Origin of the sequence: Chamaesiphon sp. OTE_75_metabat_556 (assembly GCF_031378165.1) — a bacterium.
Taxonomy (GTDB): domain Bacteria; phylum Cyanobacteriota; class Cyanobacteriia; order Cyanobacteriales; family Chamaesiphonaceae; genus Chamaesiphon.
Map to the genome: position 1 here is coordinate 1 of NZ_JANNDR010000575.1, position 13026 is coordinate 13026.

Genomic DNA, 13026 nt, shown 5'->3' on the forward strand with positions numbered 1-13026 from the left:
CGATCGATCGATTCCGATCTCATCAATACCTAAAAGCCGTAAGAAACTCCGACTGACAGTACGGGATAAACATTAAATCCCCGCAGATCGTTTTCGGTTTGACGAGCTTGACTATCGATTTGGGCGCGGGTCGTGGCGTTGTTATTAAAAGTAGGATTGCTAGCAGTCAAAGAGACTTTGGGAGAACCAGTAAACATTACACCCAGATCGGCATTAAAGCCCAAACCTTCATTAGTCGATTTACCAATCCCGATACCGAGATACGGCGCGATCGAGTTACCATACGCATACTCACCATTGAGCGTGCCAACACTGCTGGCTGCATACTGATTGCCCGCGATCGTATAAGTACCATTGCTACTCGGTTGGCTCGTCACGGCGACGCGATTATTTTGAGCGACTAAGCCGCCGGTGACGCGGAAGCCACTACTGCCAAATGGATAGTAGTCACCAAATAGTTGCACGCTGCTCAATTTTAACTGGGCATCATAATTAATGCCGCTATCGGTGCGATTGAGGCCGACATTCCCAAAGTTTACGCCCAAGCGGCCGTTAAGTTGGGGTGTTAATGATTTGCTGACATCTACCCCGATGCCTAACGTACCGACTTTGGCAGATATACCTAAACCAAGCTGCTGTTTATTATTGGCAGCGATCGCTGAATCGGTTGAGTTTTGAGAGACTTTGTCAGGGATAATCGGCTGAAGCCCGATCGCCATCCTACGATCGATGCGGGGAGATCGGGAGACTTTACTCGGAATAATCGGTTGAAGCCCGATTGCTAGTCCTCTGCCGTACTTGGCTGGGGATTGATCGATAATGCTGACCAATTCCCCCGCCAGCGCAGAATTCATCGCGATCGCATTCGCACAAATGATGCCGATCGCCGTTGCTAATAGACGGGAGTATATGAGTTGGGACATTAAGGTTACCTCCACCGATTTTACACTCAGTTTTTTTGGCGGGGATCGCGATCCCCACGCTATGTCTCTATATTACCCACTTAAGCGATCGATATTAAGATTTGTAGCCAAACTTTAGCTAACTTAAGGGATGGTGCGATCGCTTTTGTGAGTGTGGGAGACGATCCTCGGCGATCGAATTTCGATCGAAATATCACTAAGCAAACTTAATCTTGAGATAATCCTCATCCATCTTTGCGCCAGTGGGTTGCAGCGCGGCGAGAGCCTGCGGTAGCACCATATTCCGACGATGATTGCCGATGCGGATATTCAATTCATCCCCAGTTTTATTGAGTTGAATTTGGTCTTTGGCAATCCCTGGCAGATACAATTCTAGACTGTATAAACTGTTACCTTCTTGAACGACGCGGAGGGTGGTTTCTTGATAGTAAACCTTGCTGGGATCTTCGTCACCATAGAGAGTTTCCTTCAATCGATCGAGTGCTTCGAGTCCACACAATTCCTCGGTGTACAGCGGCACTTCCTTCACCGGCAGCGGGTGAAAATTCTCGTGAATTTGCTGGCGATATTTCTCTTGATTTTCCTTCCAGGTTTTGAAGAAGGGATCGGTGACAGTAGCCGGAATGATCCGATTGGCAATAATCAAATCTGTCGAGACGTTGTACAAGCTCAGATAAGCATGAGCGCGCAGTGACTCCTTGATCACCATCTTCTCTGGGTTCGTCACTAGCCGCACCGAAGAGACGGTATTATCCATCAAGATCTTCTGCAACGCTTCGATTTGCTCGTAAAATTCATACGGCGCATCCATTACTTCTTTATTCGGCAATGAGAACCCGGCGATCGGTTTAAAGAACGGCTCCACCAATGGCCTGAGCGCGACGGAAACCGCCTGTAAGGGCTTATAAAACTTCCGCATATACCAGCCGCCAACTTCGGGCAAACTCAGCAATCTCAGGGCAGTTCCGGTCGGTGCCGAGTCGATAATCAAGACATCATAGATCCCTTCATCATAGTGCCGCTTCATCCGTACCAGCCCAAAGATTTCATCCATCCCTGGCAAAATCGCCAATTCTTCCGCTTGCACGCCTTCCATGCCCCGCGCTTGCAAAACTTGGGTGATATACCGTTTGACTGCGCCCCAGTTACCTTCTAATTCTTTGAGTGCATCTAGTTCCGCGCCCCAGAGGTTCGGACGCACTTCGCGCGGATCGTGTCCCATCTCCATGTCAAAGCTATCAGCCAGAGAATGCGCGGGATCGGTACTCAGTACCAGCGTCCGATAACCGAGTTCGGCACACCGCAACCCCGTCGCCGCCGCAACTGAGGTTTTACCCACACCACCTTTCCCAGTCATCAAAATTAAACGCATGTTCTCTATGTTTTGTCCGAGTAATCTTTGGCGCAGCCTCTGGATGAGAACGTCGCTAGCTTCGATCTTAGCGGTTTTTGCGCTTCTGGGCTACGTTCGGGGAGTGCGATCGGACTAGATTGCCAACTTCACCGCTCGATCGATTTCTCATCTCGTGCCTTGGCGATTAAGCCATGTTTGGGAGCAAAAATCATTGCGGTGATAAATAGTAAGGTTTGCACAACTACAATACAGCCGCCAGTTGAACCATCGATATGATAGCTAATATAGGTGCCCATCACACTAGAAAATACCCCACTTGCCATCGCAATCAGCGTCATCCGATCGAAGTTATCGCTCAATAGATATGCCGTTGCACCTGGAGTTACTAGCATTGCTACTACTAAAATAATCCCGACAGTTTGCAGTCCAGCAACGGCAGTTAGGGAAAGTAAAGATAGTAAAACGTAGTAGAGAAAAGTAATATTCAATCCGATCGATCGAGCGTGAGTCGAATCAAAGCAAAATAGAATTAAATCTCTGCGTAAGATTGCTAGCGTCCCTAATGTGATGACGCTGATAATTACAGTTTGAATAATATCTGCATCAGAAATACCGAGGACATTACCAAATAAAATATGGGTGAGATCGATCTCACTTTTGACCTTGGAAATCAATACCAAACCCAGTGCAAAAAAGCCTGTAAATACTAGCCCGATCACAGTATCCTCTTTGATCCGAGTTTTTGCCTTGACATATCCGATCGCAATTACCGAACCAACTCCAAAGACAAATGCACCAACGGCTAGCGGAATATTGAGGATATAAGCAATAACTACTCCTGGCATCACCGCATGAGAGACAGCATCGCCCATCAATGCCCATCCTTTCAATGTCATATAGCAAGACAGAGCCGCACAAACGACTCCTACTAATGCACTAACCAAAATCGCCTTTACCATAAACTCATGCTGTAAAGGCGCAGTAAACCACTGAATTAAATCCATTATTATTCTCGATCTTAAATAAATTGAAAAACTCAATACATGTCTTTATCTTCATGAGCCAAAAGACTCTTTGCCAGCGACAAATCACCAATCGAACCGCCAAAGGTGCGAGATAAATTTTCCTCGGTGAATACTTCCGAGGTCTTACCATACGCCAAAATTGTCCGGTTAATCAATATCACCCGATCGCAAAATGTTTTAATCGAGGCCAGATCGTGGGTGGAAATTAAAATCGTATAACCCTTCTGGCGAAGTTCCATCAATAGGTTTATCATCATCTTTTCAGTTTTGATATCGACGCCGGCAAATGGTTCATCTAATAACAGAACTGTACTTTGTTGCGCTAATGCTCTAGCAAAGAAAGTCCGTTTTTTTTGTCCCCCTGATAGTTCACCAATTTGGCGATCTTGCAGTTGCCACATTTCTACTCGTTCGAGACTTTCTCTGACTACATTTTGATCGTGTTGTTTCGGGATTCGTAGCAGATTCATATAGCCATAGCGTCCCATCATCACCACATCATGGACACTCACTGGAAAATTCCAATCTACTTCTTCTGACTGCGGCACATAGGCAACTATATTCTGTTTCTGAACCTGACGAATCGGTAATCCATTAATTAAAATTCGACCGTGGGCGGGTTTGACAAATCCCATAATCGCTTTAAACAAAGTCGATTTTCCAGCACCATTCATCCCCACCAATCCACAAATCGTACCCGACTGGAGTTGCAATGAAGCGTCACTCAGAGCCACCTTACCATGATACGCAACTGTGACATTTTTAATATCGATACTAATTTCACTCATCACTTCTTACTTATTTTGCAATCCCTTAATTAAGGTGTTGACATTGTATTCCAGCAGTTTGAGATAGGTTGATGCCGGACCATTAGCAGGAGATAAAGAATCCACATAAAAGACTCCACCAAATTTTGCGCCCGTTTCTTTGGCTACCTGAAGTTGGGCTTTGTTATTAACAGTGCTTTCGCAAAATATCGCCGGAATCTGGTTTTCCTTAACGGTATTAATTACTTTCTCGACTTGTTTTGGCGTGGCTTGTTGTTCGGCATTCACAGCCCAGAGATAGACTTCTTTGAGTCCATAATCACGAGCAATATAGGAAAATGCACCCTCACAACTGACGATGTAGCGTTTGTCAGGTGGAATGGCTGAGATCGCTGTTTTGAGCTGGAGATCGATCGCTTGAATTTTTGCGCTGTATGCTTTGGCATTAGCAGCATACGTAGCTGTATTCGGTGGATCGAGCTTCACTAGTGCTTTCCGAATATTTTCGACGTAGATGAGCGCATTTTGTGGTGACATCCACGCATGAGGATTTGGTTTACCTTGGTAATTGCCATCCCCAATACTGACAGGTTGAAAGCCGTCACTCAAGGTAATATGGGGCACTTTGGGCAAGCTGTTGTAAAATCGATCGGCCCAGCGTTCTAGATTTAAGCCATTTTCCAAAATTAGATTAGCTGTCTGTCCCCGTTCCAAATCGCTAGGGGTGACTTGATAGCCATGTATTTCCGCCCCTGGCTTGGTAATTGATTCGACGATTACTTTGTCGCCAGCAACATTCCGCGCCATGTCTGCTAGTACCGTAAATGTCGCTAGCACAACTTTTTTATCCGATCGAGCAGCGTTAGTCGGGGTAGGATTGGATGGTAATTGACTTTGTTGGTTAGCACCAACGCACCCATTGAGCGACAAACCTAACAGCAGTGCGATCGCACCAGCTTGACAACTTTTCCAGGCAAGAGAGTCTCGATCGCCACTCAATTTATGCTTCACAACTACTCTCTCATAATTATCTCATATTCCTCAATTTATCATACAATCGCGGAAAACGGAAAAGTCATCAGAGGTATTGTCAATCGCCACTTCATAGCTGGTGCTCTACGCTTGCGCGATCGTCCACCCTACAATTTGGTATGGCTAATTGTTGCCCCAGACAGATCTATTGCTAGCGATCGAGCTTCCACTCGAATATGCTGCTGTTCCCAAGCTTCGGTCATTGCCGTAGCTACGGCTTCAGCTCTGTCTGAGCTACTTAAAGCAAGTAAAGTCGGCCCCGCACCACTAATTACCATCCCATAGCCCCCAGCGGCGATTACAGCTTGCTCTACGTCAGGATAGCCAGGAATTAGTTTTTGACGGTAAGGTTGATGGATGCGATCGGTTAATGCGGCAGCTAACCATTCAGGATTGCCCGTCTCCAGTCCGCGTATCATTAAGCCCAAATGTGCCGTATTAAAAATCGCATCGGCGCGGCTATATTCATTCGGCAGCACACTGCGCGCTTCGGCTGTCGATAGCTCAAAATTGGGAATGGCCACCACTGGCACGATCATATTATGCCAGGGAATATCGGCGATCGCCCAACCAGTCGCGGCGGTTGCCGCTAGCTGGCAACCCCCAATTAGGGCGGGTACCACATTATCGGGATGTCCTTCCATTTCGATCGCGAGTTGCATTACTTCCCACTCGGAGAGCGGATTTCCCGCTAAAGTATTGGCACCGAGTAAGCCACCGACGATCGCTGTTGCCGAACTGCCCAGTCCTCTTGCGAGTGGGACGCCGAGCTTTATTTCTAGTTGAATTACTGGTGGTGTCAGGTCGATCCGACTATACAACTTGAGAAAAGCTTGATAGGCGAGATTGCTAGCATCGGTATTGACTCTGGCTGCTTCTAGTCCCTGTACCGCAATAACTAAGGTTTCCGTATCGATCGGGGTGAAGGTAAACTCGTTGTATAAACTCAAGGCGGCACCAATACAGTCAAATCCCGCACCTAAATTGGCAGTGGTGGCGGGTACGCGGATCATTGTCATAGGGGATAGGGGATAGGGGATAGGGGATAGGGGATAGGGGATAGGGGATAGGGGATAGGGGATAAAAAACTCAAGAACGCAGCTCCAAAACCTAAAGCCTAAAGCCTAAAACCTAAAGCCTACCCCTACCCCCTAAACGGTGTGTTATCTAACAATAATTGTAAAGGAGATGAGATATTCTGCGAGATGTAACTGAATATCACAAAATGCAAAGTATTTTAACCAGGAGATCGAATTAATGTGCCGGCCAGGAAATAAGATGCTAATGTATAGTTAGTCACAAAATATTTGCAAATAAGGTGAGGTTCTTATATTATCCCTTGAGTGGATAATCATTGACTAAATTTGACTGCAAGCGATCGGACGCAGTCTTCAGCAACTTAGTCAATTCAGTGAGTAAAATTCGCTACAGCGGAAGCGATCGCTTCTACAACTTTTCTACAGATCTCAACCTTAAAATCAAATCTAAATAGTGGGAGATGCTTATGAAGCTTGTGCTCCAGAGTAAGAACATCGAAATTACCGATGCCATCCGCGATTATGTGAATCAAAAGATCGAAAAGGCAGTGAGCCATTTTGAACACATCACCACCGGAATCGATATCAATCTATCAGTTGCCAAAAATCCCCGGATTGCCGCAGCACAGGTAGCTGAAGTGACAATTTATGCCAATGGTGCAGTGATTCGGGCAGAAGAAGCCAGCGAACATCTGTATGCAAGCATCGACTTGGTTGCTGATAAAATTTCTCGCAAATTACGGAAGTATAAAGAACGCAATTTCACTAAAAAAGAGCGAACGGATCTAGGGAAAGATCTAGGTGAAGAATTAGATTTAGAGTTATTAGACTATAATCTCACCGACAATCGATCGGCAACATTACCAGCCGAAGTCGTGCGCACAAAATACTTTGCAATGGCAGCTTTGACGATCGAGGAAGCACTCGCACAATTGCAATTAGTCGATCATGATTTTTATATGTATCGGAGTGCCGAAACGGGCGAAGTAAATGTCGTTTATCGACGCAATCATGGCGGATTTGGCGTGATTCAACCACGCCCTGGGACTAATGAAAAAAATGGCACTCAAAGTACGGCAAAAGTTACTACACCAACGTAAACTTTCTGCTTGGTAGCGGTCGATTCGATCGCTGACCGAGCACATTTACATCGAGATTTCAGGAGGATTTACCAGTAATCCTCCTGATTTTTAGGCGATCGGACAATGGGCTGCGTGGGCTAGAATAAAGATGTGACATGACCCGATCGATCCCTACCCCCAAGCCCCTCAATGTCTTCTCAGCCGCCCAAAAAGACACTTCTGGCTCAACTTACTCAAGTCATCAATCGGACGAAGGTTAACTTTACCCGATTGGCACTCAAACCCAATGCCAGAGTCTCCAAACTACTAGTCCAAGATGCCGATGCCCCACAGCCGGATGTCTTCCCACTGCTAGGGGAAAAATATGTGTTGGGACGCAGTTCGCAATCTTGCGATATCGTCGTGCGCAATGAGGTCGTCAGTCAAGTTCACCTATCTTTAAAACGCGATCGCACCAAAAGTAACAGCTTTCTGCTCAAAGATGAAGGTTCGACCAACGGAATTTATCGCGGCAAAAAAAGAGTCGATCGAATTACCCTCAGAAATGGCGATACCTTCACTCTCGGCCCTCCAGAACTCAAAGCCGCAGTCAAAATTACCTATCTCGATCCGCCGCCGACATACATGCGCGTATTTCGGTATGGCTTGTATGGCACGGGTGGGATCTTGAGCCTATTACTATTGGCGATCATCGCTGAATCCACCAAAATTAATGTTAACCCCTTACCAGATGCCAATGGCCCCGTCATGGTCTATGCCGAAGGGATGGAAGAACCGCTGCGTCCGCCCAAAGTCGGCGCACATAGAGATCTCGCCACACTGACCGATTTCTCGCCCTACCTCCCCAAAGCCCTAATTGCCTCCGAAGATAGTCGCTTTTATTGGCATTTTGGTGTCGATCCTTGGGGCGTCGGGCGCGCGCTGGTCGTCTCCCGCCAAAAAGGGAAACTGACTCAAGGTGCGAGTACGCTCACCCAGCAAGTCGCACGGAGTCTGTTTCGATCGTATGTCGGTAGCGAGGACAATTTACCGCGCAAAATACGCGAAGCTGTGGTCGCGCTCAAATTGGAAGCCACCTATAGTAAAGACAAAATTTTACTCACCTATCTCAATCGCGTCTTCTTGGGCGATGACGCCCACGGCTTTGAGGATGCCGCCCAACACTATCTAGGCAAATCCGCTCGCGATCTAACTCTGCCCGAATCGGCCATGTTGGTCGGCATTTTACCAGGGCCAAATATGTTCAACCCCTGCATCGAAGATAAACAGGGACGCAAAGGCACTAAAGCGATCGAACGGCGGAATTTAGTCCTGACCAGAATGCTCGAAACTGGCATGATTACCCAAACTGAAGCTAGAGAAGCCCGCAGATCGACCCTCAATTATCGCCAGGAAGCTTGCACGCCGACTAGTAATACCAAGGCTCCCTATCTCTATACCTATGTCTTTGAGGAACTCCAAGAGATTTTGGGAGTGGAGACTGCCAAAGAAGGCAATTTTGCGATCGAGACGGGTGTAGATCTCAACATGCAAGCCAAAGCCGAAACCGCCCTCCGCCAAAATGTGGTGGCGGCTGGCAGTAACTATCGATTTTCCCAAGGTGGGATCGTCACGCTCGATCGTAATACCGGCATTGTCAAAGCGATGGTTGGTGGTGTCAATTATCAAGCCAGTCAATTCAACCGTGCCGTAGCTGCCCAACGCCAGCCCGGATCGACATTTAAGCTATTTGGGTATGCAGCCGCGATCGAGGGCGGCATCTCGCCGGGAAAGACCTATTCCTGCGACCCACTCGCTTGGGGGGGTAGAACCTTTCCGGGTTGCAATCATGGCGCGTCGGGAGCCACCAATATGTATACAGGGTTCACTCTCTCCGAAAATCCGATTGCCCTGCGCGTCGCTAGAGACATTGGCTTGCCCAAGGTGATGGAAACTGCCAAAAAAATGGGCATCAAATCCCCACAGGACGAAGTACCCGCCCTCATTTTAGGTCAGAGTGTGATGAATATGCTCGAAATGACTGGCGCGTATAATGCCGTTGCCGATCGCGGCATCTGGCACCGCCCCCGCGTCATCAAGCGCGTCTATGATACGAGTAATTGCAGTCTCAAACAAGTCAACAAGTGTCGCGTGATGTACGATGCCACCCAAGACCCCCAGTCGAAACGAGTTTTGTCTGCGGGGAGTGCCGATACCCTGACAGCCATGATGCGGGGAGTTGTCACCAATGGTACTGGCAAAAATGCGGCGATCGGGTTGGGCGAAGTTGGCAAAACTGGCACGACCAATGATAATGTCGATCTCTGGTTTATCGGCTTTATTCCGAATAAAAATGTCACCACGGGCGTCTGGTTGGGTAATGATGATAATTCACCGACCAAGGGCAGCAGCGCGCAAGCTGCTCAAGTCTGGGCTAACTATATGGGTGCGGTTTACAAGTAGTTTAATTATTCATAAAAATACTGATTTGTAGCAACACTAGTTTGATCATCCTCACTGCCTTGTCGATGGCGATCGACAAGCTATCAATCGACAAAGAAAGTAGGGGTAATTCATGAATTACCCCTACTTTCTGTAATTGGATATTGCTCATGTAGCCTTTACTAATTGGTTGGCTTTTAACTTGGATGATTTTAGTTTGCGCTTAAGCATAACGATAGAGCCACCAGCCATTAGTGAACCGATGACCGTGGTTGGTTCGGGGACAGCCGTAGGTGATACGGTTTGAAATGCCAAATTGCCAATTAGCTGATGTGTAGCGGTTGTTGGATGAATATCATCCCAAAACAGATAGTTATCGGGAGCCGTACAACCCACTAATAAGCATCCATCTGTGACATTATTCAAGCCAAGACTGCTAGGATTGACAATCGCCTGGTTAAACAGAGAATTCACATCTAATAACTTCAAATTAACACTAGAATTGGTGGTACTTAAATTATTAATACTTGCTGCTAGACCAGCATTGTGGAATTGGGTTAAGGTATTTAGACCAGAAGGATTAGCTGTATTTCGAGTACTGGGCAGTTCGCCCAGATTTGGGAGGTTGACAACCAAAATATTTTTAGCGTTGTTGCTAATTAAAGTCGCGATTTCATTAGTCAAATTTCCGACTGGGATGTTGGGATCTGTCGTTACACCACCCAAATAATCATTGGCTCCACCCCAAATGACATACAGCGCATTGGGGTCACTAATCGAATTATTATCTACTTGGGTCTGGATACCAATGAAGCTAGGAGACAAACTTTGGCCGATATTCACCGAGCTAGTGGTGGCACCACCGATCGCAAAATTAGTATTGGGATTAGTAGTTATCCCTAATTAGTCTGCTAAATATTCAACCCAAATTGAGCCATTAGAAAACCTGCCATTTCCATTTGTGTAAGCTGGAAATTTGAATTGTGCAGGGAGACCACTCGTTGCTGTTGCTGCTCGCCCTAAATCGGAAAGACTATCTCCGTAGACTACTATTTGACTGAAAGTTGCCGCGACCGCTCGCACTGGAAATAAGCTAGACGCAAGAATCAATCCGCCAATAATTAAGGATTTTTTCATGTGGGTTGCGGTGAATAAAGATTAGAAGACTGCCGATCTTTGAGGTGCAACTGCTTATGCTTCGATCGAATATATAGAATCTCAACAGCTCGTCGATCGAAGGTTGCGGATTACTGGTGGTAACAGATATTCGGTACATTGTAACTCACTGGCTCTGCAAATACTATACCCTCGCTATACATAACGTGTTGACAATCCCTTGAGACTAACTACCTGCGAGACGATTGAGTTCGATCGCATTATGGAAACCAACATCACATAGATCTTGAATTGTTTCGTTCCAAAAGCCACAAAAAAAGAGCGGAGGGAGTTAACCCTGCGCTCTTAATAAATATTAGTTCCAATAATATTAGAACTATAACTAGCTCACTTTTCCGACTATGGTTTGTGAACGATGAAGCTCAATACTTGGCACTGTTTGATGTTATCAAAACCAACAACCCGCACGAAGCAATGACCGTATTCACTACGGCAAGCGCGCACTTCAGCTAAGATTTCGTTAGTAGTAGTAGCATTGAATAAAGGCAACTTCCAGAGTGTCCAGTAGTGCTGGGTAGGCTCGGATTCTTGGCTGAATTCAACACCAGGAATATAACCTTGGTCGAGCATGTACTGAAGTTGCTTGGCGATTTGAGCATCGCTCAAAGGGGGCAAGTAGGAAAATGTCTCGAAGCGACGGGCGTAAGGTAAGGTTTGCATTTGGTCTTGCTCTACGGCTAAATATAGTTGAGATAATGATGGATCTTTGCAACTAAAGTTGCTCGGATGATGATTCTAAATGGCTGTTTGGTTCGGTAATGGATAGCTGCGATAGCTTCTCTAGCTGTTGCTTGCGATGCTGAGAGTTCTGGTGCTCGATCTCATAAAACACCATCTCTGGTAAATCGTCCATAATGTCTTCGACTAATTGCTTTCTCACCGTCATGATCCGGAAGGCCAACTCCTGGCTTTCAGCCAGGAGTGCGAGCAAATAGACTTCACCATCTTGAACAATTTTCCGACCGGAAAAACTGCGTAACCACAGTGCTAACGGCGGATTTGTCTCGGTCAATTGAGCCAAAACAGTCTGCACTGCTTGATAAGTCAAGTAGCTAGAGATAACTTTGGTCGTAGCTTTGGCAACTTGTTTGCGATCCATTACCGAAATTAGTGAAGTATGAATAGGGATTTATGAGTAAGTATTGATTACTATCCACTATCCACTATTCACTATCCACTAATTTTACAGAGTATCCATTGCTTCAAATTCAAACTTGATCTCTTTCCAGAGTTCGAGGGCAACAGCCAGCTCAGGAGACCATTTACCAGCTTCACGGAGGATGTCGCCACCTTCACGCATGAGGTTACGACCTTCGTTCCGCGCTTGAATACAAGCTTCGAGAGCGACACGGTTGGCCATTGCACCAGGAGCATTACCCCATGGGTGTCCAGCAGTACCACCACCAAATTGGAGGCAAGAGTCATCGCCGAAGATTTCGACTAGTGCGGGCATGTGCCAAACGTGGATACCACCAGAAGCAACAGGCATAACACCAGGCATCGAAGCCCAATCTTGAGTGAAGAAAATACCGCGCGAGCGATCTTCTTCGATGTAGTTTTCACGCATCAGGTCAACAAAACCCATGGTGATGCCTTTTTCGCCTTCAAGTTTACCTACAACAGTACCGGAGTGCAGGTGATCCCCACCGGACATCCGCAAGCATTTCGCGAGCACGCGGAAGTGAATACCGTGATTTTTTTGACGATCGATTACTGCGTGCATTGCGCGGTGAATGTGCAGAAGGACGCCATTAGCTTGACACCACTTCGCCAAGGAAGTGTTGGCAGTAAAACCACCAGTCAAGAAGTCATGCATGATGATCGGAGTGCCAATTTCTTTGGCGAACATCGCACGTTCCATCATTTGCTCGTTGGTAGGCGCAGTCACGTTGAGGTAGTGACCTTTGATTTCGCCAGTTTCCGCTTGAGCTTTTTCGATAGCTTCTTGTACGAACAAGAACCGATCTCTCCACCGCATGAAGGGTTGGGAGTTGATGTTCTCGTCATCTTTCGTGAAGTCTAGACCACCACGAAGAACTTCGTAAACTGCCCGACCATAGTTTTTAGCAGACAGACCGAGTTTCGGTTTGATCGTACAACCGAGTAACGGACGACCATATTTATTTAATTTATCGCGCTCGACGGTAATCCCGTGAGGAGGACCTTGGAAGGTCTTGAGATAAGCAACAGGAATACGTAAATCTTCTAA

Annotated in this window: 13 protein-coding genes; 2 read left to right on the forward strand and 11 right to left on the reverse strand. The window is 46.6% G+C overall.

Annotated features, from left to right (window positions below; translation table 11 throughout):
• Nucleotides 1-29: 29 nt before the first annotated feature.
• The 6 genes from RMO27_RS22620 to thrB form a co-directional block, all read right to left on the reverse strand.
• Entirely contained in the window at nucleotides 30-923 is an 894-nt protein-coding gene (locus RMO27_RS22620; RefSeq protein ID WP_309736789.1) for a hypothetical protein, read from the reverse strand.
• A 196-nt stretch (nucleotides 924-1119) separates the two neighbouring features.
• Nucleotides 1120-2295, reverse strand: coding sequence for a TRC40/GET3/ArsA family transport-energizing ATPase (locus tag RMO27_RS22625; RefSeq protein WP_309736790.1), 1176 nt, complete (start codon nucleotides 2293-2295; stop codon nucleotides 1120-1122).
• A gap of 128 nt (nucleotides 2296-2423) precedes the next feature.
• Nucleotides 2424-3281 carry a metal ABC transporter permease gene (locus tag RMO27_RS22630; protein WP_309736791.1) on the reverse strand — a complete coding sequence of 286 codons (858 nt, stop codon included), beginning with the start codon at nucleotides 3279-3281 and terminating at the stop codon, nucleotides 2424-2426.
• 32 nt (nucleotides 3282-3313) lie between these two features.
• Nucleotides 3314-4090, reverse strand: coding sequence for a metal ABC transporter ATP-binding protein (locus RMO27_RS22635; RefSeq protein ID WP_309736792.1), 777 nt, complete (start codon nucleotides 4088-4090; stop codon nucleotides 3314-3316).
• A 6-nt stretch (nucleotides 4091-4096) separates the two neighbouring features.
• Nucleotides 4097-5068, reverse strand: coding sequence for a metal ABC transporter substrate-binding protein (locus tag RMO27_RS22640; protein WP_396133786.1), 972 nt, complete (start codon nucleotides 5066-5068; stop codon nucleotides 4097-4099).
• 140 nt (nucleotides 5069-5208) lie between these two features.
• On the reverse strand, nucleotides 5209-6120 hold the full coding sequence (gene thrB / locus RMO27_RS22645) for a homoserine kinase (protein WP_309736794.1): 912 nt from the start codon (nucleotides 6118-6120) through the stop codon (nucleotides 5209-5211).
• A gap of 485 nt (nucleotides 6121-6605) precedes the next feature.
• Between thrB and hpf the strand changes: the two genes are divergently transcribed.
• A complete protein-coding gene (gene hpf / locus RMO27_RS22650; protein WP_309736795.1) occupies nucleotides 6606-7238 on the forward strand; it encodes a ribosome hibernation-promoting factor, HPF/YfiA family in 633 nt (210 codons plus the stop codon).
• Nucleotides 7239-7409: 171 nt separating this feature from the next.
• On the forward strand, nucleotides 7410-9662 hold the full coding sequence (locus tag RMO27_RS22655) for a transglycosylase domain-containing protein (protein WP_309736796.1): 2253 nt from the start codon (nucleotides 7410-7412) through the stop codon (nucleotides 9660-9662).
• Between the two features lie 147 nt (nucleotides 9663-9809).
• Here RMO27_RS22655 and RMO27_RS22660 read toward each other — a convergent pair whose 3' ends face one another.
• The 5 genes from RMO27_RS22660 to RMO27_RS22680 all read right to left on the reverse strand — a co-directional run.
• Complete coding sequence (locus RMO27_RS22660) at nucleotides 9810-10538, reverse strand: SGNH/GDSL hydrolase family protein (protein ID WP_309736801.1); 729 nt, start codon at nucleotides 10536-10538, stop codon at nucleotides 9810-9812.
• A 6-nt stretch (nucleotides 10539-10544) separates the two neighbouring features.
• A complete protein-coding gene (locus tag RMO27_RS22665; RefSeq protein WP_309736797.1) occupies nucleotides 10545-10778 on the reverse strand; it encodes a hypothetical protein in 234 nt (77 codons plus the stop codon).
• Between the two features lie 378 nt (nucleotides 10779-11156).
• Nucleotides 11157-11477, reverse strand: a complete 321-nt coding sequence (locus tag RMO27_RS22670; RefSeq protein ID WP_309736798.1) for a ribulose bisphosphate carboxylase small subunit — start codon at nucleotides 11475-11477, stop codon at nucleotides 11157-11159.
• A gap of 52 nt (nucleotides 11478-11529) precedes the next feature.
• Nucleotides 11530-11916 carry a chaperonin family protein RbcX gene (locus tag RMO27_RS22675; protein ID WP_309736799.1) on the reverse strand — a complete coding sequence of 129 codons (387 nt, stop codon included), beginning with the start codon at nucleotides 11914-11916 and terminating at the stop codon, nucleotides 11530-11532.
• Nucleotides 11917-12000: 84 nt separating this feature from the next.
• A partial coding sequence (locus RMO27_RS22680; RefSeq protein ID WP_309736800.1) for a ribulose-bisphosphate carboxylase large subunit occupies nucleotides 12001-13026 on the reverse strand: 1026 nt, incomplete at its 5' end.

Bases quoted from the DNA above. Each gene is read 5' to 3' on its own strand.
- RMO27_RS22670 (WP_309736798.1), bottom strand. From the start codon at position 11,477: ATGCAAACCTTACCTTACGCCCGTCGCTTCGAGACATTTTCCTACTTG.
- RMO27_RS22665 (WP_309736797.1), bottom strand. From the start codon at position 10,778: ATGAAAAAATCCTTAATTATTGGCGGATTGATTCTTGCGTCTAGCTTA.
- thrB (WP_309736794.1), bottom strand. From the start codon at position 6,120: ATGACAATGATCCGCGTACCCGCCACCACTGCCAATTTAGGTGCGGGA.
- RMO27_RS22655 (WP_309736796.1), top strand. From the start codon at position 7,410: ATGTCTTCTCAGCCGCCCAAAAAGACACTTCTGGCTCAACTTACTCAA.
- RMO27_RS22625 (WP_309736790.1), bottom strand. From the start codon at position 2,295: ATGCGTTTAATTTTGATGACTGGGAAAGGTGGTGTGGGTAAAACCTCA.
- RMO27_RS22630 (WP_309736791.1), bottom strand. From the start codon at position 3,281: ATGGATTTAATTCAGTGGTTTACTGCGCCTTTACAGCATGAGTTTATG.
- RMO27_RS22620 (WP_309736789.1), bottom strand. From the start codon at position 923: ATGTCCCAACTCATATACTCCCGTCTATTAGCAACGGCGATCGGCATC.
- RMO27_RS22635 (WP_309736792.1), bottom strand. From the start codon at position 4,090: ATGAGTGAAATTAGTATCGATATTAAAAATGTCACAGTTGCGTATCAT.
- RMO27_RS22675 (WP_309736799.1), bottom strand. From the start codon at position 11,916: ATGGATCGCAAACAAGTTGCCAAAGCTACGACCAAAGTTATCTCTAGC.
- hpf (WP_309736795.1), top strand. From the start codon at position 6,606: ATGAAGCTTGTGCTCCAGAGTAAGAACATCGAAATTACCGATGCCATC.